The organism is Marinobacter sp. NFXS9, assembly GCF_040148665.1.
GTDB lineage: Bacteria > Pseudomonadota > Gammaproteobacteria > Pseudomonadales > Oleiphilaceae > Marinobacter_A > Marinobacter_A mangrovi.
In genome coordinates this window covers 65,253-88,781 of the sequence record NZ_JAGDDW010000013.1, presented here as the reverse complement: position 1 = coordinate 88,781, position 23,529 = coordinate 65,253, and the positions used below count along the sequence as shown (strand labels likewise).

The following is a 23,529-nucleotide window of genomic DNA, read 5'->3' as shown; positions in this document are numbered from 1 at the left end:
TGTGGCATCGGGTAGGTAAATGTACGCCGGTAGCCATTGCGCAACGGCAGCCGTCAGGGCAGGATGCTTAGCTTCCTTTCGATCAAACGATGCGGTGGAGTAACGGACAATGCATTTTGATGAGCTGCTGGCCGGTGTTGAAAAAGACGATCTGGTCATTCCCGCCAGTTGGGGGCAGGGACGAGCAACCTTCGGTGGCCTCGTGGCGGCCCTGACGTTCCAGAAGATGCAGGGTGCCGTACAGCCCGGGCGCCCGTTGCGTGCCCTACAGGTGGCGTTTGTCGGCCCGGTCACGGTCGACGAGCCGATCACATTTGAGGTCGAACTGCTGCGGGAAGGTCGCGCGGCCAGCCAGGTTCAGGGGCGGCTGCGGCAAGGTGGCGAGGTCCGCCTTGCGGCGCTGGCCAGTTTCGGGAGCGAGCGCGAATCCTCCGTGATGGTGGCCGCCGACCCGGCGCCCGAGATGCCGGCGCCGGACGCTTGTCCGGAGCTGAGGCATATCCCCGGTGTCACGCCCGAATTCACCCAGCACATTGACATGCGTTGGGCCTTTGGCCACTTCCCCTTCGCCGGCAAACCGGCCCGGGAAATGGGCGGTTGGATGCGTTTTCGTGAAGCGGGCAACGCCATGGGCGACGCACACGTGATCGCGCTGGTCGATGCCTGGCCGCCGGCGGTGCTGCAACACCTGAAACAACCGGCGCCGGCCAGTTCCATGAGCTGGTCGCTGGAAATCGTCCACCCGCGCCCGGCAATGCAGGCGGATGATCCCTTGCTGTATCGCGCGGTGATCGACCAGGCGGGTGGCGGCTACGGCCATACCCAGGCCACCATCTGGAATCGTCAGGGTGAGCTGGTGGCGCTCAGTCGCCAGACCGTGACAGTCTTTGGTTAGTGTCCCGTTTGGTCAACTAAGTAACCAAGCGGGACACTAGCGCCGGCAGGCGTCGATAATCACTCGGGCGAAATCCTCCGGCGCGTCTTCCTGCAGGAAATGGCCGCCCCGCAAGGTCGTGTGGGGTTGCCCTTGTGCGCCCGGAATCTTGCGCTGCATATAGCGATCGCCGCCCCGGGTGATCGGATCGCCATTGCTGAAGCAGGTGATGAACGGCTTGTTCCAGCTGCTCAGGTTCTTCCAGGCCGCACGATTGGCCTCGCTGGCCGGATCGTCCGGCGTGATCGGGACCAGGCGCGGAAAGGCCCGGGCGCCAGCCTTGTGGCGCGACGACGGGAAGGGCGCATCATAGGCGGCCCGTTCGGCATCGCTCAGCGAGCGCCCGGTACCCATCTGGATAATCCGGCTGATGGGAAACCAGGGGCTGAATGAGGCAAATCCCTTCCAGAGGCGAAACACGGCGGGCACCTTGCCGTCGCCAGTCGGCAGCATCCCGTTACCGACGATAATGCGGCTGAACCGGTCCGGGTGTTCGCCGGCCAGGCGCAGGCCCAGTAACGAGCCCCAATCCTGGCACACCAGCGTCACGTTATTGAGTTCCAGTGCGTCAAACCAGGCCAGCAGCCAGTCCATGTGTGTCTGGTAGCTGTAGTCGTCCAGCGCTGCCGGTTTGTCGGAGCGGCCAAAGCCAATCAGGTCCGGTGCCAGCACCCGCAGACCAGCTTCGGCTACCGGCGGAATCATATGACGGTAGAGGTAGCTCCAGGACGGCTCGCCGTGCAGCATGACGACGGTCTCGCCGTCATGAGGGCCCTCATCCACATAGTGCATGCGCAGATTGGGCGCGACGTCGACGTAATGCGGTGCGAAGGGAAAATCGGGCAACTGCGCGAAGCGCTGTTCCTCGGTACGAAGAATACGCATTCTGTCCAATATCCTGTTAAAGCAACGAGTTTGGCCTTACGAGGCAGGTTGTCAGGAAAGGATAGCGCAGAATGGCGTAAGGGCGGGTGCGGGGATCACATCCCCGGCAGAGCGGTTCCGGATTTAACCGGCCGCCTGCTGATCTTGGTTCTGCTGTTCAAGTTGGCGAATGGCATCGTCCATGCTGTTCACCGCGCCGCAATCGTCTGCCGCGCACAGGCCGATGGTGTGGCAGGCCAGGTTCTGGCGGTTGTCACCGTCGTTGGGGAAAATACGCCCCTTCGGCAGGATCGATCCGCAGTGACCGCACTGGAACGTCGGCATCACGCTGCCTTCGGCCAGTTTTGCAATGTAATGTTCGTGTTGACTCATGGTGTCTCCTTCGTTGCGTTCTGGATGTGTTCTCCATTCCACAGCCCATCCACCCAACCTAAGGGCCTTTTGTTGCAATTCCAAGACAATTTTGGCGCGTGGAGATACGTAGAAAACGAGACAGGGGATCAGCAGGCTCAGCCGGGTGTGCCGAGTCCGTTGATTCTTCGGATAATTGTCCGGAATACGTCGAGACCGACCGGTATCAGTGCGTCCGGGAAGTCGTAATCCGGATTGTGGAGCTGCGGGTGGACGTTGCCGGCCCCGAGACCGAACATCGCGCCTTCGGCATGCTGGGTAAAGACGCCGAAATCCTCCGACCAGCGGAAGCCTTCCGGCATGCGGTGAAAAGGCACCCCGATCTCCAGACAGGCTTCGGCCACATGGTCGAAACCGGTTTGGCCATTCACGCTGGCGAGGAAGTCATCCTCCCACTCAAAGGCGACGTCCAGGCCGGCTTCCGCGGCCGCCTCCCGAGCCAATGTGCAGGCCCTGTCGGACAGTGCCGACATCACCTCGTTGGTTTCGCTGCGCAAGGTGGCCATCAACACGGCTTCACCGGGCGCTGTGCCAAAACGTTTCTCGCCGAGGCGCGCATGCACCAGCGTCACCCAGGCGGATTCCGTGAACTGCCGGGGTAGCGTGGGCAGTGTCTGCATCAGTCGGGCCAGAGCAGGTGCCGGGCTGATGCCATCCTCAGGGTGCGCGGCATGGGAGGTCTTGCCGGTGAGCCGGATAATCATCCCTTTTGACGCGCAGTTGAACGAGCCGGGACGCGTAAATACCTCTCCCAGCGGCAGACCGGGCACGTTGTGTAGCGCGAAGGCGAAGTCCGGCTTGTAGGGCGCAAAGCGTGGATCGTGGAACACGCGTCGGGCGCCCTGGCCGTCTTCCTCCGCGGGCTGGAACAGTAGGATCACCCGGCCCTGTTGTGGCCGTTGCTCTCGCAGTGTTTGCGCCAGGCCCAGGATGATGCTCATGTGGCCATCGTGGCCACAGGCGTGTGCGCAGCCGTGGATGGCAGACCGGTATTCGTGGTCGCCCAGTTCGTGGATGGGGAGGGCGTCCAGTTCACAGCGGATCAAGGTGATTGGCCCATCGGACCCGCCATTGAAGACGGCCAGCAGGCCGGCGCCGCCCAGCCCGGTGACAAGGCGGTCCGGCGTGCAGGCTTCGAGCAGGGAACGGATGCGTTCGGCCGTGGCCTGCTCCTGGCCGGAGAGTTCCGGGTGACGATGCAGTTCCCGGCGGATCCGGGTGAGGTCGTTCAGGTCGGTCATAGGTCTCGGGAATCAGTTTTCGGGTGGTGCCGGGCGGCGGTTGGAGCGGGGGTCGTCCCAGTCCAGGGAGCGCGGATCGTACCACTCCATTTCATCGAGGACTTTTTCGTGGGTGGTGGGCGAGAGTGTCGGCCACAGGGTCTGGAACTCGTCCAGACCTTCCTCACGACGCCGTGCCTGTTTGCTGCGCAGCTTGGCAAGGATCGTGGGCAAGCGCAGGGCCTCGCCCAACTGACCCGGGCGAATGACTTCCTGGCCCATGACTTTCTTGCGATGCGTCCGGCGCGCCAGCGTTTTCTGCAGGGCTTCGGCCGCTTCAATGGCGGTTTCGATGGAAAAGTCGATATTGTCCAAAATGCTGTTCCCGTCAGACGGGCGTCTGTCCCGGTCAAATTCGCGGCCGGCTACAGCTGAAGATGACATAAAATCGGGCTGCAACAGGCAATAATGTACTATAGCCTCACCGGGTACCCACTTGCCATGGGCAGGAGTGCTTACGGCAAGCCGGGCGTGCCGCCACCATCGATAGTTTCCCGGAAAAGGGATGTGACCAGGGAGTTCCGACTGATATGTACGATGTCCTCGAGCGACGCTCATTTCTTGCCATGCTGCTGGTGGTGTCGCTGGCGTTCCTGTTCCTGATCAAACCCTTCACCGGCCCGATATTCTGGGCGGTGGCGATTGCGGTGATTTTCAATCCGGTCCAGCTCTGGCTGATCCGGCGACTGCCCGGGCGCCACAATCTGGTGGCGTTCCTGACGTTGATGCTGTGTCTGGTGATCGTCATTCTGCCCAGTCTGGCGCTGATTTCCTCGCTGGTGACCGAGGGCGTGGGTCTGTACCAGCGCGTCCAGTCCGGCGAGCTGAATCCGGGCCAGTACATCGACCAGATCAATCAGGCGTTCCCGGCCTTCCAGTCCTTTCTCGACCGGTTCGACGTGGATCTGAGCAAGCTGCGGGAGGGCGTGGTGTCCACCTTTGTTGGTGGCAGCAAGCTACTGGCCAAGCAGGCGCTGGGCATTGGCCAGAATACGTTCCAGTTTTTCCTGTCCTTTTCGCTGATGGTGTACCTGGCGTTCTTCCTGTTGCGCGATGGCTCGCGGCTGATTGAACTGCTGATCCGCGCACTGCCGCTGGGCGATGAGCGTGAGCGCCTGCTGTTTGCGAAATTCGCCGAAGTGACCCGGGCCACGGTCAAGGGCAATCTTCTGGTGGCGGCCGCCCAAGGGGCGTTGGGGGGCTTCATCTTCTGGGCCCTGGGCATTAACGGTGCGTTGCTCTGGGGGGTGGTGATGGCCATCGCGTCACTGATCCCGGCGGTGGGCGCTGCGCTGGTTTGGGTGCCGGCCGCGCTGTATCTGGCCGCCGTTGGCGACTATGTGCATGCGGCCATCCTGACGGCGTTCGGGGTCCTGGTGATCGGGCTGGCGGACAACCTGCTGCGGCCGATCCTGGTGGGGCGCGACACCAAGCTGCCGGACTATATGGTGTTGTTATCAACGTTGGGCGGAATTGTAATGTTTGGTATCAACGGATTCGTCATGGGCCCCCTGGTGGCGGCGCTTTTCGTGGCTTTCTGGGGCATTTTTATCCGTGAATTCAATGAGCCGGCGGCCGCCATGACCGAGTCGGAGCGGGGCGGTCCGGAAGGGCCGGAGAAGAGCTGACCTGAGCCGGCAAAATGGGGTAGCATGACGCCTGGAACGGCAGAGCAAGCGCTTGGCCCTCCGGATCCGAATTCTCAGGAGAATAAGATGAATAAAACAATCCCGAGCAAAAAATGGCTGGCGACAGGGGCCCTGGCAGCCTTGGTGACGTTGGGGGGCGCGCCGGCCTACGCCGCAGACGACGTGTTTGCCCTGCAGAACGCCCTCTACGGGGCGGGTTACCGTATTGATAGTGTGGATGGCCAGATGGGTCCGTCGACCAAGTCCGCGTTGGAAGCCTTCCAGAAAGATCACGCCGGCCTGAAAGCCACCGGCAAGCTTGATCAGGCCACCAAGGAAGCTCTGGGCATGGTGTCGGTTCAAATCGCCGAAGCGGACGTGGCCCAGTCCAAGCCGGCGCCGGCCAAGCAGGCTGAAAAAGCGAACGAGCCCAAGCCGGCCGCTGCCGAAGAGGACTCCGAAGACGCCGTCGAAGAAGATGACGATGGTGGTTGGCTCTTCTTCTGATCATACCTCCCGGCCCCCGCATCGCATTCTCGTCAGCGCCTGTCTGATGGGCGAAAACGTGCGCTATGACGGGGGCAACCTCTTTACCGATCATCCCCTGATCCAGCGATGGCGTCTCGAAGGTCGCCTGGTTTCCGTGTGCCCGGAACTGGCCGGCGGTTTGCCGGTGCCACGCCCTGCTGCTGAGACCCGGGGCGGTGATGGTCGCGCCGTGCTGGCCGGTCAGGCCCGGGTCATCGCCCGCGACGGCACCGAAGTCACATCAGCCTTTGTTGAGGGCGCCGAGGTGGCCTTGAAAACCGCGCAGGAACGGCACTGTGTGATGGCCATACTGGCGGCGAAAAGCCCCAGCTGCGGCAACCGTGACATCTATGACGGGAGTTTTTCGGGTCGGCTTGTGGCCGGGCAGGGAACGGCGGCCGCAACGTTGGCGGCCGCCGGTATTCCTGTGTTCAACCAGCATGAGCTGGAGGAAGCAGAGACCTACCTGCGCTCGCTCGATTGAGTCGCGCAGGCCGGCCATTGACGGATCAGTCCAGTTTTTCCAGATCCCGGACGCCACCCTTATCGGCGCTGGTGGCCAGCAGGGCGTAGGCTTTCAGGGCCGCAGACACCTTGCGGGTACGCGGCGCTTCCGGTTTCCAGCCCATCTCGTCGCGAGCAGCGCGACGCTGGTCCAGTTCCGCCTGATCGACCCTCACGTTGATGCTGCGCTCGGGGATGTTGATCAGGATGGTATCGCCATCCTCGATCAGCCCGATAGCGCCACCCGCCGCCGCTTCCGGCGAAGCGTGGCCGATGGACAGGCCGGAGGTGCCGCCGGAGAAACGGCCGTCGGTGAGCAGCGCACAGTCCTTGCCCAGGCCCTTGGATTTCAGGTAGCTGGTCGGGTAAAGCATTTCCTGCATGCCCGGGCCGCCCTTGGGGCCTTCGTAGCGAATGATGACCACATCGCCCGCTTTGACCTCGTCGTTGAGGATGCCGGCGACGGCGCTGTCCTGGCTTTCGAAGACACGGGCCCGGCCCTCGAACACGTAGATGCTCTCGTCCACACCGGCAGTTTTCACCACGCAACCGTCCAGGGCAATGTTGCCGTAGAGGATGGCCAGGCCACCTTCGGTGGAGTAGGCGTTTTCCAGCGAACGGATGCAGCCGTTTTCCCGGTCACCGTCCAATGACGGCCAGCGTGTGCTCTGACTGAACGCCTGCTGGGTGGGAATGCCGGCCGGTCCGGCCTTGAAGAATTCCACCACAGCCTCGGAGGGCTGGCGCATGATGTCCCAGTCGGTCAGGGCATCGGCGAGGGTCGGGCTGTGGACGGTCGGGATGTCCGTCTTGATCAGGCCGGCCCGGTCCAGTTCTCCCAGGATGCCCATGATGCCGCCGGCCCGGTGCACGTCTTCCATGTGGTACTTGGGTGAGTTCGGGGCGACCTTGCACAGCTGCGGCACCTTGCGCGACAGTTGGTCAATTTCCGCCAGGGTGAACGGCACCTGACCTTCCTGGGCCGCAGCCAGCAGGTGCAGGATGGTGTTGGTGGAACCGCCCATGGCGATGTCCAGGGTCATCGCGTTGTAGAACGCGTCCATGGAGGCGATGCTCAGCGGTAACACGCTGGCGTCGTCCTGCTCGTAGTAACGACGGGCGTTTTCGACGATCTGGCGGCCGGCCTTGAGGAACAGCTGTTCACGGTCGGCGTGGGTGGCCAGCATGGAGCCGTTACCCGGCAGCGACAGGCCAATGGCCTCGGTCAGGCAGTTCATGGAGTTGGCGGTGAACATGCCGGAGCAGGAACCACAGGTGGGGCAGGCGCTGCGCTCGTATTCCTCGACCTGTTCGTCGGTCGCGTTGGGATCGGCGGCGATGACCATGGCATCCACCAGGTCCAGCTTGTGCTCGGACAGCTTGGTCTTGCCGGCCTCCATCGGGCCGCCGGAGACAAAGATGGTCGGGATATTGAGGCGCATGGCGGCCATCAGCATGCCCGGCGTGATCTTGTCGCAGTTGGAGATGCACACCAGCGCGTCGGCGCAGTGGGCGTTCACCATGTATTCCACCGAATCGGCGATGATTTCCCGGGACGGCAGGGAGTACAGCATGCCGTCGTGCCCCATGGCGATCCCGTCATCCACCGCAATCGTATTGAATTCCTTGGCAACGCCGCCGGCCGCCTCGATTTCGCGGCAGACCAGTTGCCCCAGGTCCTTGAGATGGACGTGGCCGGGCACGAACTGGGTGAAGGAGTTGGCGACCGCAATGATCGGCTTGCCGAAGTCATCGTTCTTCATCCCGGTGGCACGCCAGAGGGCGCGGGCACCGGCCATATTGCGACCTGCGGTGGAGGTCTTGGAGCGGTACTGGGGCATGGTTTTCTCTCGTTGTGGCGGGAGGGGCATCCGGTCGCGGAGGGACCCTCTGTTTCGGAAAAAACAGAGAATAACAGAAGTTAGGTCGCTACGGGCATGATGCTTGACGATGGTCGTGCTGGCCCATCTGGTTACAATTGGTCACAATGACCTGTGACAGGCTCGTCACTTTACCGGTGGCGCAGTCTCCAAATGTTGGGGAGAGATAGTGGATGTCTGCTCGGGAACCTTTACCCATTCGCCGGCTGCGCGAGTTCCAGCCGCTTGATCGACTGACCGATGAACAACTGATTCTGCTGGCCACCCGGGCTGAAACCCGGCGTCTCGGGCCAGGGCAACGGGTGCTGGAGCGGGGCTCCCGTGATGGTCTGGAGTATTTCCTGATCGACGGCGAGGTCGAGCTGGAGGCGGTGGATGGTCGAACCACGGCAATCGCTGCCGGCAGCCCGACCGGAAAGAATCCGATTGCCCGGCTGCAGCCGCGCATGTACACCGTGACGGCCTCGGTCCCCAGCCAATTCCTGGTGGTGGAGCAGGATACGCTCAACCAATTGCTGCGGGCGGCACCGGTCAGCGATGATGGCGTCTCCGAGATGGCCGATGACGGCGGGGACGATGAGGCACATGACCTGCTGATGGAGTTCTACGCCGATCTCCGGGCCAACAAGCTGGCATTGCCCAGCGTGCCGGATGTGGCCTGGAAGGTGCGGCGCGCTACCGAACGGGACGAGTCTACCGCCGAAGACATTGCCCGCGTGATTACGGTGGATCCCTCGATTTCCGCCAAACTGGTGCGTGCCTGTAACAGCCCGCTTTATCGAGGCTTCAACGACGTCCGTACCGTGCGCGAGGCGGTGGTCCGCCTGGGGACCCGGACCACCCGTCAGCTGGTGACAGTGTTCTCCATGCGGGAAGTGTTCAAGACCCAGCGCAAAGAACTGCAGGCAGCGATGGAGCAGCTTTGGCGGCACTCCCGGGAGGTCGCCGCGCTGTGCTGGGTGCTGGCGGATGCGGTCACCAACCTGGATCCGGAAGAAGCCCTGCTGGCGGGGCTGCTGCACGACATCGGCGCAATTCCCGTCATCGTCCACGCCGAACATCACGTTAATGTCTTTGCCGATCCCAAGCTGCTGGAACAGGTCGTCGGCGAACTCAAAGCCGACACCGGAGCCGCGGTGCTGGAGCGCTGGGAATTTCCGGAGAGCTTTGTTACGGCCGCTCGCCATGCGGAAGACTGGGCCTACCAGCCGGCGCAGGAAGAGCCTCAACTTGTCGATGTGGTGATACTGGCTAAACTCCATGCCATGATCCGTGAACGTCAGGGCAAGACGCTTCCCCGATTCGAGACGGTGCCTGCCTATACGCGGCTCGGCGAACTCAAGTTGAGCGCCTCCCGCAGCCTGGAAATTCTCAATATGGCGCAGGCGCGCATCGACGAAGTGCAGAAGCTGCTGTCGATTCACTGACTGTCGACGACCAACCGAGGCCGACCGGTTCATGCACATCCCGCTGTTTCCACTTAATTCCATCATCCTGCCCGGGGGGCGCATCCCCCTGCAGCTGTTCGAGCCGCGTTACATCGATATGCTGACCCGTTGTCTCAAGGACGACGGCGGCTTTGTAATCGTCCTGCTGCGGGAGGGAGAGGAAACCGACACCCTGGCCAGGTTCTACGATTTCGGCACCCGGGTGCGGATTGTCGATTTCCAGCAGTTGGAAAACGGTCTGCTGGGGATCACCGTGGAAGGCGACGCCAAGGTGGCCGTGCTCGATCACTGGCAGGCGCCCGATGGCCTGCATATGGGACAGGTGGAATTGCTGGAAGAAGAGAGCGATCTGGCCGTGCCGGACGACCAGGCCGAGCTGGCGGTGGTGCTCAAGGCGCTGTTGCGACATCCCGTGGTGCGGGACCTGGGCATGACTGTGGACTTCGACAGTGCCCGCGAGGTGGGCTGGCGCCTGGCGGAGCTGCTGCCCATCGACAAGACCGATAAGCAGCGCCTGTTGGAGATGCAGGATCCGCTGGACCGGCTCGACCGCCTCTACAGCCTGCTCCAGGCCATGGAGTAGCCGGAGGCGCTTCAGTTCATCGGCGTGTAACGCCAGATCCCCGCCGGCAGCGCCAGCCAGACATAGCACGCGGCCGTCACGGCCATCGCCGCCAGGGTGCTCAACGTCAGCGCATTCTGGCTCAGGCTATGGCGATCGTAGCGGCTGTAGCTCACACGCGACAGCCCGCAGATACTCAGTCCCAGCAACAGACCGCCCACCACATCCGTAAACCAGTGCACGCCGAGATACAGGCGGCTGACCGCGATCAACAGCATTGGCAGACCAAAGACACCGTACACCACCCAGCGTTGCCGGCGTGGCCACTCGTGGGCGACAAAGCTGGCGGCCAGGCCGATCATGGTGGCGACGCCGGCGGCATGGCCACTGGGGTAGGCAAAGGAGGCCGGTGGCACGCTGACTTCGTCAGGTCTGGGCACGGCGAAGCCGGCTTTCAGCAAGGTGGTGGCCAGCGTCACCATGACGCCGGCTGCAATCAGGTGCAGGGCGGCGGCTGGCATGCCGCGTAGCAGGAAGAAGGTGATGGCGATCAGGCTCAGCAGGGTGAGCAGCGCGGGATCCCCCAGCAGGGTCAGCGTGACCGCCACCGGATCGAACAGCGGATTGCGCAAGGGCGCAAAGAAAGCGGCCGTTGCCTGGTCCAGTGGCGACAGCATGTGGGTTTCCAGGCACAGCAGCGACCAGAGGGCGAACAGCGAAAGGCTGCCAACGGTCAGCATGATCGAGGCCAGCGGAAACTCGGGGCCTTGAGGCCGGTCGCTGGAGAGTGCCTGCCAGATGCGGTCGGCGACGGGATGTTCCCGGGCCAATGTCTGCGTACGCCGGTACAGGTAGCCGTCGCTGCCCAGCCCTATTTGAAGGCGGAAGATGAACAGATAGATGAGCGCCAGCAGCCCCAGGCTCAGGGCCATGACCGGATAGAAGTGTGGCGGCAGCGTGAGGTCCAGGGCCATGGCGCTGCCCACCAGGTAGCCGGGAATGACATAGACCGGCGCCCAGCCCAGTGCCGACACCACATTGAAGGCCACGAAACGCTGTGCGGGCATATGAAAGGCCCCGGCGATGAGCGGCAGGATCGGTCGCAGGGGGCCGACGAAACGGCCGATCACGATGCTTTTGCCGCCGTGCTGGTGAAAGAAGCGGGCACCTCGCTCAATCATGTTCGGATAACGGGAAAACGGCCACAGTCGGTCCAGCCGACCCTGGAACTGCCGGCCCAGCCAGAAGCTGGCTCCATCGCCGGCCACCGCCCCGGCGGCGGCCCAGGCCAGGGCCTCGATCAGCGGCATGTTCACTTGGCCGGCGAGGGTGGACACCGCAAACAGAATAGCTACGCCGGGTACCACGACGCCGGCGATGGCCAGTGATTCCACAAAGGCGGTGGCAAAGATGGCGCCGGAGAGCCAGCCCGGATGGTCACCGAGCCACGCGATGAAATGGTGTAGGGTCTCCATCATGCGGCGTTGGGATGTCCCGCCAGGAACCAGGCCCGGTCCGTGCCCCGCTGCTGGGCCTGTTGCAGGGCTTCGCCGGCGCGATCCCGCAGGTGGTCGCTGGTGGTATCGCTGGCGGCCCAGGCGGTGCAGCCCAGGCTGACGGTCAGGCGTCCCACCACGGGCCATTCGGCCTCACCCAATGTACGGCGAACCCGTTCCGCCATCACCCGGACGCCCTCTTCCGGCGTGAAAGGCAACACCAGGAAAAAGTCGCCATCGCCCAGTGCGTAAAGCGTATCGCCGGCCCGGATGACGCCGAACAGGGTCTGGGTCACTTCCCGCATGAGCAGGGCCATACGGTCCTGGCTGTGCAGGTCGTTGACCTCGTCCAAATGATCCATGTGCAGCCGGATAACCGAGAGCGGATTACCCGTGGCCCGGGCCCGGCTGATTTCCTTCTGCAGGGTTTCGTCCAGGAAGCGTGCGTTGTGCGCGCCGGTCTGTGTGTCGGTAATGGCCAGATCCTCGGCCGACTGGGCCATGTTGGAATAATGCCAACTGTAGAACACGCCGGTGCCGAACAGCAGCAGCAGACCGCCCAGCGTCACAATAGCCTGGGTGGGGTCGGTCGCCATGAACAGCCAGATGGCCACGCAGGCAATCAGCGCCAGAGTCATGGCCAGCGCCGTGCGTAGTGGCAGGATCAGCAGGTTGAGTAGAACCAGCGCCAGGGTCCAGTGGGACACATCGGGCTGTGAGCTGCCGAAGACGGCCAGCACCGCGAGCAGATTCATGACGGCCAGCAGGAGGGTGTGGCCCGGCGCCATCAGCTGACGTCGGCGCATGACCCACGTATAGGCGACGCCGGCCGCAGCGCCAAGACCCAGTGCCACGGCGAGGTAGAACAGATCGTAGAAACCGTAGCGCAGGTTCTGTGCGGCCAGGGCGATCATGAACAGCAGCGTCAGGCTGTAAGCCAGGCTGTGGGTGAGGGTGCGCAGCCGGGTCTCAGTCATGGGAGGTGGCCTCCGTCCCGGATGCGCCCGTACCGTCGGCACCGGACCAGGCGCTGAATGACTGGGTGCGGTTACCGCCCTGTTGCTGAGCCCGCTGCAGGGCCCGGCCCGCGCTTTGCTGCAGGCTGTCAGCATCGTCACCGATGTTGAGTCCGGCGACACCAGCGCTGACGGTCAGGGTCAGGTCATGGGACGCCAGCAGGCTGCCCAGATCCTGGCGGATGACTTCGGCGCGGCGGGTGGCTTCGGTGGTGTTGATGCCCGGCAGGATGGCCAGGAACTGCAGATCTGCCACCCGGTAATAGCTGTCGAAATCCCGCAGCTGTGAATGCAGGTAGCGACCGATGCGCGGCAGGATGGCGCGAATGTCGTCTTCCGGCAGGGGGGCGCCCCGATGGATGTCCAGGCCAATCAGCAGGACGGCCATTTCGATCCCTTCCCGTTCGCTGCGCTGGATTTCCTTGTGCAGGTCGGCTGACAGGTAGTCGCGACTGGCGGCCTGGGTCAGTTCATCGGTACGCCGAAGCGGCGCCAGCTGACGGCTCTTGTATTCCCGCAGGAACACGAACACGGCCGACAACAGGATGGCGAGCAGGGCGCAGGCAACAAACTGGTGACGGTCGGGGCCAAGGGCCGGGTCCAGGCCGGCTATGATCACCAGCGCCAGATAGGGCAGTACCAGCAAAACGGCCCAGCCGAGGGACCAGAGTGCAAAGGTGGCAAGTGGATACACATAACTCCACTGGGACAAGCCGGGCGCGTTGGCGAGAATGGCCGGCGTCAGTGCCGTGAGGAACAGCAGGTTGGAGACGCGGGCGATGGCCAGGGGCAGCGTGCTGTCTTTGGCGATGCCGGCGCGATAGCGGGTCCAGACCATGACCGCGCAAATGGCGCTGGTCACGGCGGCGGCATAGGCGGCCTGCCACAGGGTGAACGCGGCAAGCAGCAACAAGGCAGCGGCGGCGAACCGGGCAAAGCGGCTCAACAAAAAAGTCTCTGCCACATTAGGCATTCGAGGTCTCCATGACGACATTTCCCGCAGGGAGCATTCCTGACTGCGGCAGACAGGCGGAAATGTACCGTAATTCCTTGGATCCGGCCTGTCATCATGGGACTGGAAGGCCACCGGTGACTTAAACCGAATCGATCGCCCGCGTATAATAACGTCTATGCGTGTATCCTGACATCCGGAGAGCCGTCGATTGGCTCCCACGAATGCAGATCGTCGTGTCGATACCTTATAAATTAGCAAACGTGCCTCCGATTCACGCCAGAATCTGAGACGCCTGAAAGCAATTCAGCAGATGGTAGGACCCTTGATGGATATTTCGGCTTACATGGCAGACGTTGGCCAGAAGGCGCGTAAAGCGGCAACCGCCGTGGCGCGCTCCAGCACAGCGGAACGTAATGACGCGCTGCTGGCTATGGCGGACGCACTCGATGCCTCCCGTGACGCCCTGACGGACGCAAACCGTCAGGACCTGGACGCCGGCCGTGAGAATGGACTGGAGCCCGCCATGCTCGATCGCCTGGAGCTGACGCCGGCACGCATCGATACCATGATCGAGGGTCTGCGTCAGGTGGCGTCCTTGCCGGATCCGATTGGGGAGATCACCGGCATGAGCTACCGGCCGTCCGGCATCCAGGTGGGCAAGATGCGGGTGCCGCTGGGTGTGATCGGCATCATCTATGAATCCCGGCCCAATGTGACTGTGGAAGCGGCCAGCCTGTGCCTGAAGTCCGGCAATGCGACGGTTTTGCGCGGCGGGTCCGAATCGCTGCATTCCAACCAGGCGATTGCCGCCTGCATCGCCGAGGGGCTGCGCCAGGTTGGCCTGCCGGAAGAGGCGGTTCAGGTCATCAAGACCCGGGATCGCGAGGCCGTAGGCAAACTGATTACCATGCCCGAATACGTGGACGTGATCGTGCCCCGGGGCGGCAAGGGGCTGATCGAACGCATCAGCCGGGATGCCAGGGTGCCCGTGATCAAGCACCTGGACGGCGTCTGCCACGTCTATATCGACAGTCATGCCGATCCGGAAAAGGCGCTGGCCATCGCCGTCAACGCCAAGACCCAGCGCTACGGCACCTGCAACACCATGGAAACCCTGCTGGTGGATGCGGAGATCGCGGCCGACATCCTGCCGCTGCTGGCCAGCGCCTTTGAGGAGAAGGGCGTGGAGCTGCGCGGCTGCGAGCGGACTCGGGATGTCCTGGCCCACGTCACCAGCGCCACCGAAGACGACTGGCACGCCGAATACCTGTCGCCGGTGCTGGCGATTCGCGTGGTGGACGGACTGGACGCGGCGATTGCCCACATCAACCGCTACAGCTCCCAGCACACCGACGCCATCGTGACCGAGAACTACACCCGGGCCCGCCGCTTCCTGACCGAGGTGGATTCCAGCTCGGTGATGGTGAACGCCTCCACGCGATTTGCCGACGGCTTCGAGTACGGCCTGGGCGCAGAGATCGGAATCTCCACCGACAAACTGCACGCCCGCGGCCCGGTCGGGCTGGAAGGGCTGACCTCGCAGAAATACGTGGTGTTCGGCGACGGCCACATCCGTTCCTGAACGGGTGGGGCCTGAGCAGTCTATGAAAGTCATTCTTGGCGGAACCTTCGATCCCATCCACCACGCTCACCTGCGCACGGCCGTCGAACTGAGGGAGGTCCTCGGTATCGACACCGTGACGCTGGTGCCGTGCCATCTGCCGCCGCATCGGGACGAGCCGGGTGCGTCACCCGAGTTGCGTCTGCGGATGCTCTACAGCGCCATTGCCGGTGAAGCGGGGCTGGCGGTGGATGAGCGGGAACTGACCCGTAACACGCCGTCCTACACCGTCGATACTCTCGAAGAATTGCGCCAGGAGCGTGGGCCGCAAGAGCCCCTGGCGATGGTCGTCGGTACCGATAGCTTCTCATCCATCGATCGCTGGGACCGCTGGCAGCGCCTGCTGGAACTGGCCCACATCATCGTGGTGGAGCGGCCGGGTTATACCATCCCGGCCGAAAGCGCGGCCGGCCAACTGCTGGCGGACAACGCCGACACCGATGAGACCTCACTGAAGCGGACGCCATATGGCCGGGTCTTGTCCGTGTCGCTTCCGCTGCTGGACATTTCCGCCACCGGCGTGCGCCAGGCGGTGCGGGACGGGCGCTCGATCCGCTACCTGGCGCCGGATCCGGTGTGCGACATCATCGCGGAATCCGGCCTTTATCGTGATGAGTCCGGGCCGTCATTCCGGGCTTGACCGGAACTGGTCGAATCGTGACCTGTCCCGGGATTTTGGTGGTACAATGCCCGCTTCATTGTCGCTGCCCGGGGCAGCGCATCAACCGTTGGGGCCGGACCGGCTCCGGCACGCCAGGTGGAGACACCGTCGAACAGGGTAATTATGCAGGCTGAGCAACTGAGAGATACGGTCGTAAACGCACTTGAGGAGGTTAAGGCGCAGGACATCAGTGTGATTGATGTCCGGGACAGAACCAGCGTCACGGATTACATGGTCATCGCATCGGGGACGTCCAGCCGGCATGTCCGTTCGCTGGCCGAGTCGGTGATTACCGAGGTCAAGTCCCAGGGTGTTCGTTCGGCCAATGTGGAAGGTGGTGAGAACAGCGACTGGCTGCTGGTGGACATGGGCGATGTCGTCGTGCATGTCATGATGCCGGCCACACGCGAATTCTACGATCTGGAACGCCTCTGGCGCGATGCGCCCAACCTGGGTGCGGCTGGTAGCGAATAATCATGCGGTTGAAGCTGGTCTGTGTTGGCCAGAAGATGCCCGGCTGGGTTGAGGACGGCTACCAGGAGTACGCGCGGCGCTTCCCGCCCGACCTGCCCCTGGAGCTGGCGGAAACGCCACTCGCCCAGCGGGGCAAGAATCCCGATATCCCCCGGTTGATGCAAAAGGAAGGCGAGGCCCAGCTGGCTGCCATCGGCCGCAGTGACCGGGTCATTGCGCTGGAGGTGGGCGGCAAGGCCTGGTCCACGGAAAAGCTGGCGAGTCAGTTGGAAGCCTGGCAAATGGACGGTCGGGACGTCAGCTTCCTGGTCGGTGGGCCTGATGGCCTGTCGTCGGAATGCCGGGCCCGGGCGGACCAGCTCTGGTCCCTGTCGCCGCTGACGCTGCCCCATCCGCTGGTCCGCATCCTGGTGGCCGAGCAGCTGTATCGCGCCTGGTCCATTACCCGTAATCATCCATATCACCGCGCATAGGACGGTTTAATGCCCTGGGGCGAATTCAAGGATACTGCAGCCGAGCGTCGCCTGTTCCAGCGTCGCGTGCTGGTTGCCCTGGTGATCATGCTGACCATGATTGGCATCCTGGTGACGCGGTTGTATTACCTGCAGATTCTCAATCATGAGAACTTCACCACGCTGTCGGAGAAAAACCGGGTCCAGGTGCAGCCCATCGCACCGCCGCGGGGTCTGATCTACGACCGTAACGATGTCCTGCTGGCTGAAAACCGGCCGGTGTTCAGTGTCACCGTGGTTCCGGAACGGGTGCCGGACATGGAAAAGACGCTGGCCCAGCTGCGCCAGATCCTGGACATCAGCGATGAGGACCTGGAGCGCTTCCAGCGCCGGCTGGAAGAATATCGCCGGCCCTATTCGCCGGTATCCCTCAGTTCGGACCTGAACGAAAAGCAGATCGCCCGCATGGCCGTACACCGCTACGAGCTGCCGGGCGTCGAAGTTGAGGCCGAACTGGTTCGCTACTATCCCTACAGCGAAATCACCTCCCACGCCCTGGGTTACGTCGGGCGCATCAACCAGGACGAGCTGCGCCGCCTGGATCCCATCGAATATGCGGGCACCAACTACGTCGGCAAGTCCGGGGTAGAGCGTTTCTACGAGAAGGCGCTGCACGGCAAGGTGGGTTATCAGCACGTCGAAACCAATGCCCGTGGTCGAACCCTGCGCGTCCTGGAAAAAGAAAACCCGGTACCCGGCGACGACCTGCGTCTGCAGCTGGATATCCGCCTGCAACAGAAAGCGTATGATCTCCTCCGGGGTCGGCGCGGGGCCATCGTGGCCATCGAGCCGAAGACCGGCGGTATCCTGGCCCTGGCCAGCGTCCCGGGCTTTGACGCCAACCTCTTTGTGACCGGCATCAGTGTCGACGCCTATAAGGCACTCAGTGAATCGCCGGACAAGCCGCTCTTCAACCGCGCCCTGCGCGGCCAGTACCCGCCGGGCTCCACCATCAAGCCGATGATGGCCGTGGCGGGACTGGACAGCGACAACACCACGCGCGACCGCACGATCTGGGATCCCGGCTACTACCAGATCGACGGCAAGGGCCGCCGCTACCGGGACTGGAAGTGGGGCGGTCACGGCTGGGTCAATCTCGATGAGGCGATCGCTCAGTCCTGCGACACCTATTTCTACGACCTGGGCGAGCGCATGGGCGTGGATACGATGAGCAAGTACCTCGACCAGTTCGGTTTCGGCAAGGTGACTGCATTGGATGTCAGTGGTGCCCAGCCGGGCCTGCTGCCGACCCGGGAATGGAAACGCGGCGTCAAGAACCAGCCGTGGTATCCCGGTGACTCTGTCAATATGAGTATCGGCCAGGGTTACCTGCTGACTACGCCGCTGCAGCTGGCGACGGCCACGGCGGTTCTGGCGAACCATGGTCGCTGGCATGCGCCGCGGATGCTCAAGGAAGCCATCGGTGCCGAATCGACTGAGCATGTTATGCCCGAGGACACGCATCCGGACCTGGTCCTCAAACGCGATGCGGACTGGGGCTACGTCGCCGACGCGATGCACTCGGTGGTGCAGGGGGCGCACGGCACGGCTCGGCGTTCTGGCCGGGGGGCACCCTATGACTTCGCCGGCAAGACCGGCACCGCCCAGGTCTTCAGCCTGGCGGAAAACGAACAGTACGATGCCGACGAGATCCGTGAGCGCCTGCGCGACCACGCCCTGTTTATCGCCTTTGCGCCGCTGAAGGATCCCAAGATCGCGGTTGCGGTGATCGTCGAGAACGGCGGCGGCGGCAGCAGCACGGCGGCGCCGTTGGCCCGCAAGATGATTGATGCCTGGTTGCTGGACATGAACGCCGGTGAACCGGAAAAACCCGTAGTCGCCGACAAGGCCAAGGCAGGGGATACCAACGATGGCTGATCGCGATTTCGTCCGGCACATGTCCGGCCCGAGCCTCCACGCGCCACAAGGCTTCCTGGCCAAGATCCACCTGGATCCGATTCTGCTCGTCCTCCTGTTGATCCTGCTGGTTGGTGGTCTGTTCGTACTGTACAGCGGCGGCGACAGCAGTATCGCCATTGTCGAGTCCCAGATTGCCCGTATCGGCGTGGCGCTGGTCGTGATGTTCGTGTTTGCCCAACTGGACCCGTCCGTATACCGGCGCTGGGCGCCGTGGCTCTATGGGTTGGGGTTGATCGCCTTGATTGCCGTGCTGCTGGTCGGTATCGGGGCCAAGGGCGCGCAGCGTTGGCTGGCGTTGCCGGGGCTGCCGCGATTCCAGCCCTCGGAGTTCATGAAGCTGGCAGTACCGATCATGACCGCCTGGTACCTCTCCCGGCATTTCCTGCCACCGCGCCTGTCGCGGGTGGCCATCGCGCTGGTGATCGTGTTCCTGCCGATGATCCTGATCGTCAAACAGCCCGATCTGGGGACAGCGCTGCTGGTCGGCCTGGCGGGCCTGTTTGTGGTGTTCTTTGCCGGTATGAGCTGGAAGCTGCTGGGTGCCTTCTTCGGCATGGCCGGCGTGGCCGCGCCGGTGATGTGGTTCTTCGTGATGCGGGACTACCAGAAACAGCGGGTACTGACCCTGCTGGACCCGGAGAGTGATCCGCTGGGCGCGGGTTGGAATATCATCCAGTCGAAGACGGCGATCGGCTCCGGCGGGTTGATGGGTAAGGGTTGGCTTCAGGGCACGCAGTCCCACCTGGATTTCCTCCCGGAAAGCCACACCGACTTCATCGTTGCGGTACTGGCGGAAGAGTTCGGCTTTATCGGGGTCACGCTTTTAATCACCCTGTATTTCCTGATCATCGCGCGTTGCCTTTACATTGCCGTCAATGCCCAGGATTCCTTTGGTCGTCTGGTGGCCGGAGCGCTCACCATGACGTTCTTCATCTATGTGTTCGTCAACATCGGCATGGTCAGTGGTATCCTGCCGATCGTGGGCGTGCCGCTGCCCATGGTGAGCTACGGGGGGACGTCCATCGTCACCCTGATGGCGGCCTTCGGCGTGATGATGTCGATCCATACGCACCGGCGGATGATTTCGGCGTGAGCGACGTTACCTTTTGGTCATAACGGGATCGTGCGGTGGCTGCGGTTTTGGGCATCATGCTAATCTTTGGCCGCCCCGGCGGAGCCACGCAGGGGTTTGTTTACACAAGAATAAGTCGGGGATGATCATGCCATCGCGTATTTCTGGCATTGCACTGGTGCTGTTGGCTGCCCTGGCGGCTCCGACGGCGAACGCCGGCTATGTGGAAACCCCGGACGGGCAGGCGTTCGTCGATGAGATGGTGCGTCAGCACGGCTTCGACCGGAGTAAGCTGGAAATCTGGCTGTCCGGCGCCCAGCGCCAGTCATCGATTCTCGAAGCCATCAGTCATCCGGCGGAACACACGCTGGAGTGGGCCGAATACCGGCGCATCTTCATCAAGCCAGCGCGGATCGAGAAAGGGAAAGCGTTCCTGCGGGCCCACGCGGAGACGTTTGCGCGGGCAGAACAGCAGCTGGGGGTGTCGCGCTACATCGTGGCGGCCATCATCGGGGTGGAAACCCAGTACGGCGAGTACGCGGGCAACTATCGGGTGCTGGATGCGCTTTCAACGCTGACGTTCGATTATCCGCCCCGTTCGGCGTTTTTCCGCAAGCAACTGGGTGAATTTTTTCTGATGGCCCGGGAACAGGGACTGGATCCGACAGTCCTAAAGGGTTCGTATGCCGGAGCCATGGGGTTTGGCCAGTTCATTCCCAGCAGCTACCGGGATTTTGCCATCGATTTCGATCACGATGGACGCGCCGACATCGTCAATAACCCGGTCGATGCCATCGGCAGCGTGGCCAACTATTTTGCCCGCCACGGGTGGCAGGCCGGTGCTCCGGTGGCGGAACAGGTGGCAGGGGCGGATTATCCGCAGGCATTGTTTACTGGCGGTCTGGCTCCGAAACTGACGGTGGCGGACTATCAGGCAGCGGGTATCGTGCCGAAAGCCGGCGTGTCGGCGGAAACCCGGGCACGCCTGATGCGGTTGCAGGCTGAGGAAGGTCAAGAAGATTGGCTGACGTATCCCAACTTTTACGTCATCACCCGCTACAATCACAGTCAGCTGTATGCGATGGCCGTTCTGGCCCTGTCGCAGGCGTTGGCACAGACCCCGGACAAGGCGAGAGGTTAGTGGTGTCTTTCTGGACGATGGCGGAACGGCGCATGAATCCGATAAACATGAAGTCAGGGTTTGCCCTTCTGATGGCTGTGGCCACCGGTCTGCTGGCCGGGTGTGCTTCGAGTCCCGAGACGTCGTCGTCAGCCGGTTCCTCGTCGTCGCGGTACAGTATCAGCCAGGATCGGGCGCCGTCGGAAGACTATGACGTCAGTGGCCTGAAGAGCGCCACGCCCCGATACGAGAAGCCCAGCCGCTACGGCAATAAATCGCCCTACACGGTCTGGGGCAAGCGCTACACAGTGCTGGCGGACGCCAGCGACTACGTGGAACGGGGCACGGCGAGCTGGTACGGCGAGAAGTTCCACGGCCACAAGACGTCCAACGGCGAGACGTTCGACATGTACAAGATGACGGCGGCCCACAAGAGTCTGCCGTTGCCCAGCTACGCCCGGGTGACCAACCTGGATAATGGCCGCAGCGTCATTGTTCGGGTGAACGACCGGGGGCCGTTCCACAGCACGCGTATTATCGACCTGTCCTACGCGGCGGCCAAGAAGCTGGGCTACCAGAAACGCGGCACCGCCCATGTGGAAGTGGCCGCGATAACGGTAACGCCGGATGGTAGTATGTCGGTGGCCGGAGAGGCCGCACCCTCGCGGGAGTCGGCACCGGCGACCTCCAGTGAGAAAGAGGGCATTTTCGTCCAGGTGGCCTCGTTTACGCAGGTGGAGTCGGCCGAACAGCTCTCGCAGCGCCTGCGGAACGTGACCAACGCGCCGGTGCGTGTGTATGCAGCCGGCAGCTATCATCGGGTGCAGGTTGGCCCGTTCGCGCAGCGCGGACAGGCCGAGCAGGAAAGTAAACTGATTGAACAGGGGGGGCTGGGGCGCCCAATCGTGGTGACCGATCCTCTATAGTGGGCCCGTGCCGGCGGCTGAAGGTGGCATTGCCACCGTCAGTGCGATGCATGGCCCGGAAGCAGACGCCTGGTTCACCGGTTTGAGGCCGGTTGTTGCTGTACAGGCGGATGGCACTTCCGAATCCCGTGATGCCCGACCGGGTATCGTCAACTGATGTAACTGCTGAATGAATCCATGGCTAAGAATACGGTATTCCAAACATTTTTCCGCGCGCTGATCATCCTGTTCACCTGGGTCTCGGTGGCCGCTGCCCAGTCCCAGCCGTCCCTGATCCCGTCGCCGCCGCAGATTGCGGCCAGCTCCTACGTGCTGATGGACGCGGCCAGTGGCCACATCATCATGCAGGGCAACAGCGACGAACGCCTGCCGCCAGCCAGTCTGACCAAGATGATGACGGCCTACATCGTCGAGCGTGAGCTGTCCGAGGACCGTATTGCCATGTCCGACGAGGTGCCCATCAGCGTGCATGCCTGGCGCACCGGTGGTTCGCGGATGTTCGTCAAGGAAGGGTCCAACGTGACCGTCGAGAATCTGCTGCACGGTATGATCATCCAGTCCGGTAACGACGCCAGTGTGGCGCTGGCCGAGTACGTGGCCGGCAGTGAGGGCGCGTTTGCCGACATCATGAACCAGCAGGCGCAGATCCTGGGCATGAAGAACACCCACTTCATGAATGCTACCGGCCTGCCCCATGAGGAACACTATTCAACGGCGCACGACCTGGCACTGCTGGCGCGGGCGATCATCAACGATTACCCGGACAACTACCCGATCTATTCCCAGAAATACTTCACCTACAACGATATCCGTCAGCCCAACCGCAACTCGTTGCTGTGGCGCGACCCGTCCGTGGATGGCCTGAAGACCGGTCACACGGATGCCGCCGGCTTCTGTCTCGTGGCTTCGGCCAAGCGCGACGACATGCGGCTGATCGGTGTGGTCATGGGCACCAAGAGCGAGAATGCCCGGGCCCAGGAAGTGCAGAAACTGCTGAGCTATGGTTTCCGCTATTACGAGACCCATTCCCTGTTTAAAGCCGGCCAACCGCTGAAGGACGCTACCGTCTGGGGTGGCAAGAAAGAATCGGTCCAGGTGGGCCTGGCCAACGACGCCGTCGTCACCATCCCGCGCGGTACCAAGGATTCGCTGGAGTCGGTCATGGACATCGACAGCGTGATCAAGGCGCCGGTGAAGGCTGGCCAGGAACTGGGTCAGGTGCGGGTGACGCTGAACGGCCAGGAAGTGGTCAAGCGCCCGGTGGTGGCACTGGAAGCGGTGGACGAAGGCGGGTTCTTTAAACGCATCTGGGATGCGATCAAACTGTTCTTCGTGCAGTTGTTCAGCTGATTGGCGACAGTGAGGAAAGCAGCATGAGTGAACCGCAGCCGCCCAAAATTGAATTTCCGTGCGATTACGTCATCAAGGTGATCGGCACGGCCGCGCCGGACTTTCGCGATTTTGTCGTGGAAGTGGTGGAGCGCCATGCGCCGGGCATCGATGAAACCGACATCACGATCAACGACAGCCGCCAGGGGCGTTTCAGCTCCGTGCAGATCAAGATCGTGGCTACCGGCGAACCGCAGCTCAAGGCCCTGTTCGAGGAGCTCAAAGCCAGCGGCCGCGTTCACATGGTCCTCTAGCCGGTAACCTGTCGTGTCCGAGACATCTGACCGTTCCGTCATCGTTCGCCACC

General features: G+C 62.8%; 25 protein-coding genes. 17 read left to right on the top strand and 8 right to left on the bottom strand.

Going from position 1 to position 23,529, the window contains the following annotated elements:
• Window positions 1-109 precede the first annotated feature (109 nt).
• Window positions 110-895, top strand: coding sequence for an acyl-CoA thioesterase (locus J3364_RS17805; protein WP_349559565.1), 786 nt, complete (start codon window positions 110-112; stop codon window positions 893-895).
• Between the two features lie 36 nt (window positions 896-931).
• On the opposite strand, the gene J3364_RS17800 is transcribed toward J3364_RS17805, so the two are convergent.
• From J3364_RS17800 to J3364_RS17785, 4 genes are all read right to left on the bottom strand, one after another.
• Window positions 932-1,819, bottom strand: a complete 888-nt coding sequence (locus J3364_RS17800; protein ID WP_349559564.1) for a haloalkane dehalogenase — start codon at window positions 1,817-1,819, stop codon at window positions 932-934.
• A 123-nt stretch (window positions 1,820-1,942) separates the two neighbouring features.
• Window positions 1,943-2,191 (bottom strand): hypothetical protein, encoded by a 249-nt coding sequence (locus tag J3364_RS17795; protein WP_349559563.1) that lies wholly within the window; start codon window positions 2,189-2,191, stop codon window positions 1,943-1,945.
• Window positions 2,192-2,328: 137 nt separating this feature from the next.
• On the bottom strand, window positions 2,329-3,471 hold the full coding sequence (locus J3364_RS17790) for an amidohydrolase (RefSeq protein ID WP_349559562.1): 1,143 nt from the start codon (window positions 3,469-3,471) through the stop codon (window positions 2,329-2,331).
• A 12-nt stretch (window positions 3,472-3,483) separates the two neighbouring features.
• Complete coding sequence (locus J3364_RS17785) at window positions 3,484-3,825, bottom strand: hypothetical protein (RefSeq protein WP_123636034.1); 342 nt, start codon at window positions 3,823-3,825, stop codon at window positions 3,484-3,486.
• A gap of 215 nt (window positions 3,826-4,040) precedes the next feature.
• Here J3364_RS17785 and J3364_RS17780 point away from each other — a divergent pair, with 215 nt between their 5' ends.
• The 3 genes from J3364_RS17780 to J3364_RS17770 all read left to right on the top strand — a co-directional run bounded on the left by J3364_RS17780 (window position 4,041) and on the right by J3364_RS17770 (window position 6,150).
• Window positions 4,041-5,138 carry an AI-2E family transporter gene (locus tag J3364_RS17780; RefSeq protein WP_349559560.1) on the top strand — a complete coding sequence of 366 codons (1,098 nt, stop codon included), beginning with the start codon at window positions 4,041-4,043 and terminating at the stop codon, window positions 5,136-5,138.
• A gap of 87 nt (window positions 5,139-5,225) precedes the next feature.
• On the top strand, window positions 5,226-5,645 hold the full coding sequence (locus J3364_RS17775) for a peptidoglycan-binding domain-containing protein (protein WP_349559559.1): 420 nt from the start codon (window positions 5,226-5,228) through the stop codon (window positions 5,643-5,645).
• Entirely contained in the window at window positions 5,617-6,150 is a 534-nt protein-coding gene (locus J3364_RS17770) for a 2-thiouracil desulfurase family protein (protein ID WP_349559558.1), read from the top strand. Before J3364_RS17775 ends, J3364_RS17770 begins: the two co-directional genes overlap by 29 nt.
• 25 nt (window positions 6,151-6,175) lie before the next feature.
• Here the strand turns inward: J3364_RS17770 and ilvD are convergent, their stop codons facing one another.
• A complete protein-coding gene (gene ilvD / locus J3364_RS17765) occupies window positions 6,176-8,011 on the bottom strand; it encodes a dihydroxy-acid dehydratase (RefSeq protein WP_349559557.1) in 1,836 nt (611 codons plus the stop codon).
• Window positions 8,012-8,223: 212 nt separating this feature from the next.
• On the opposite strand from ilvD, the gene J3364_RS17760 reads away from it, so the two are divergent.
• Window positions 8,224-9,477 (top strand): HDOD domain-containing protein, encoded by a 1,254-nt coding sequence (locus J3364_RS17760; RefSeq protein WP_349559556.1) that lies wholly within the window; start codon window positions 8,224-8,226, stop codon window positions 9,475-9,477.
• A gap of 31 nt (window positions 9,478-9,508) precedes the next feature.
• Window positions 9,509-10,081, top strand: a complete 573-nt coding sequence (locus J3364_RS17755; RefSeq protein WP_349559555.1) for an LON peptidase substrate-binding domain-containing protein — start codon at window positions 9,509-9,511, stop codon at window positions 10,079-10,081.
• A gap of 11 nt (window positions 10,082-10,092) precedes the next feature.
• Here the strand turns inward: J3364_RS17755 and J3364_RS17750 are convergent, their stop codons facing one another.
• The 3 genes from J3364_RS17750 to J3364_RS17740 are packed head-to-tail and all read right to left on the bottom strand — an operon-like array spanning window position 10,093 to window position 13,545.
• Window positions 10,093-11,538: a bifunctional DedA family/phosphatase PAP2 family protein gene (locus tag J3364_RS17750; RefSeq protein WP_349559554.1), complete on the bottom strand. Its 1,446-nt coding sequence runs from the start codon at window positions 11,536-11,538 to the stop codon at window positions 10,093-10,095.
• Window positions 11,535-12,533, bottom strand: coding sequence for a GGDEF domain-containing protein (locus J3364_RS17745; RefSeq protein ID WP_349559553.1), 999 nt, complete (start codon window positions 12,531-12,533; stop codon window positions 11,535-11,537). Before J3364_RS17745 ends, J3364_RS17750 begins: the two co-directional genes overlap by 4 nt.
• Entirely contained in the window at window positions 12,526-13,545 is a 1,020-nt protein-coding gene (locus J3364_RS17740; RefSeq protein WP_349559552.1) for a GGDEF domain-containing protein, read from the bottom strand. The genes J3364_RS17745 and J3364_RS17740 overlap by 8 nt, the downstream gene beginning before the upstream one ends.
• Window positions 13,546-13,852: 307 nt before the next feature.
• Here J3364_RS17740 and J3364_RS17735 point away from each other — a divergent pair, with 307 nt between their 5' ends.
• From J3364_RS17735 to J3364_RS17685, 11 genes are all read left to right on the top strand, one after another.
• Entirely contained in the window at window positions 13,853-15,109 is a 1,257-nt protein-coding gene (locus tag J3364_RS17735; protein ID WP_502882528.1) for a glutamate-5-semialdehyde dehydrogenase, read from the top strand.
• A gap of 22 nt (window positions 15,110-15,131) precedes the next feature.
• Window positions 15,132-15,788 carry a nicotinate-nucleotide adenylyltransferase gene (gene nadD, locus J3364_RS17730; protein WP_349559550.1) on the top strand — a complete coding sequence of 219 codons (657 nt, stop codon included), beginning with the start codon at window positions 15,132-15,134 and terminating at the stop codon, window positions 15,786-15,788.
• A 144-nt stretch (window positions 15,789-15,932) separates the two neighbouring features.
• Complete coding sequence (gene rsfS, locus J3364_RS17725; RefSeq protein ID WP_123636045.1) at window positions 15,933-16,283, top strand: ribosome silencing factor; 351 nt, start codon at window positions 15,933-15,935, stop codon at window positions 16,281-16,283.
• A 2-nt stretch (window positions 16,284-16,285) separates the two neighbouring features.
• Window positions 16,286-16,756: a 23S rRNA (pseudouridine(1915)-N(3))-methyltransferase RlmH gene (rlmH, locus tag J3364_RS17720; RefSeq protein ID WP_349559549.1), complete on the top strand. Its 471-nt coding sequence runs from the start codon at window positions 16,286-16,288 to the stop codon at window positions 16,754-16,756.
• A gap of 9 nt (window positions 16,757-16,765) precedes the next feature.
• Complete coding sequence (gene mrdA / locus J3364_RS17715; RefSeq protein ID WP_349559548.1) at window positions 16,766-18,673, top strand: penicillin-binding protein 2; 1,908 nt, start codon at window positions 16,766-16,768, stop codon at window positions 18,671-18,673.
• Complete coding sequence (gene rodA / locus J3364_RS17710) at window positions 18,666-19,808, top strand: rod shape-determining protein RodA (protein WP_203142443.1); 1,143 nt, start codon at window positions 18,666-18,668, stop codon at window positions 19,806-19,808. Before mrdA ends, rodA begins: the two co-directional genes overlap by 8 nt.
• A 127-nt stretch (window positions 19,809-19,935) precedes the next feature.
• The gene (mltB, locus tag J3364_RS17705; RefSeq protein WP_349559547.1) at window positions 19,936-20,928 is read left to right on the top strand and encodes a lytic murein transglycosylase B; all 993 of its coding nucleotides are present in this window, start codon (window positions 19,936-19,938) and stop codon (window positions 20,926-20,928) included.
• Window positions 20,929-20,969: 41 nt separating this feature from the next.
• On the top strand, window positions 20,970-21,833 hold the full coding sequence (locus J3364_RS17700; protein ID WP_502882530.1) for a septal ring lytic transglycosylase RlpA family protein: 864 nt from the start codon (window positions 20,970-20,972) through the stop codon (window positions 21,831-21,833).
• A gap of 7 nt (window positions 21,834-21,840) precedes the next feature.
• A complete protein-coding gene (locus J3364_RS17695) occupies window positions 21,841-21,990 on the top strand; it encodes a hypothetical protein (protein WP_203142446.1) in 150 nt (49 codons plus the stop codon).
• A gap of 20 nt (window positions 21,991-22,010) precedes the next feature.
• Entirely contained in the window at window positions 22,011-23,183 is a 1,173-nt protein-coding gene (locus J3364_RS17690; RefSeq protein WP_203142447.1) for a D-alanyl-D-alanine carboxypeptidase family protein, read from the top strand.
• A gap of 23 nt (window positions 23,184-23,206) precedes the next feature.
• Window positions 23,207-23,476, top strand: coding sequence for an HP0495 family protein (locus tag J3364_RS17685; RefSeq protein WP_203142448.1), 270 nt, complete (start codon window positions 23,207-23,209; stop codon window positions 23,474-23,476).
• Window positions 23,477-23,529 lie beyond the last annotated feature (53 nt).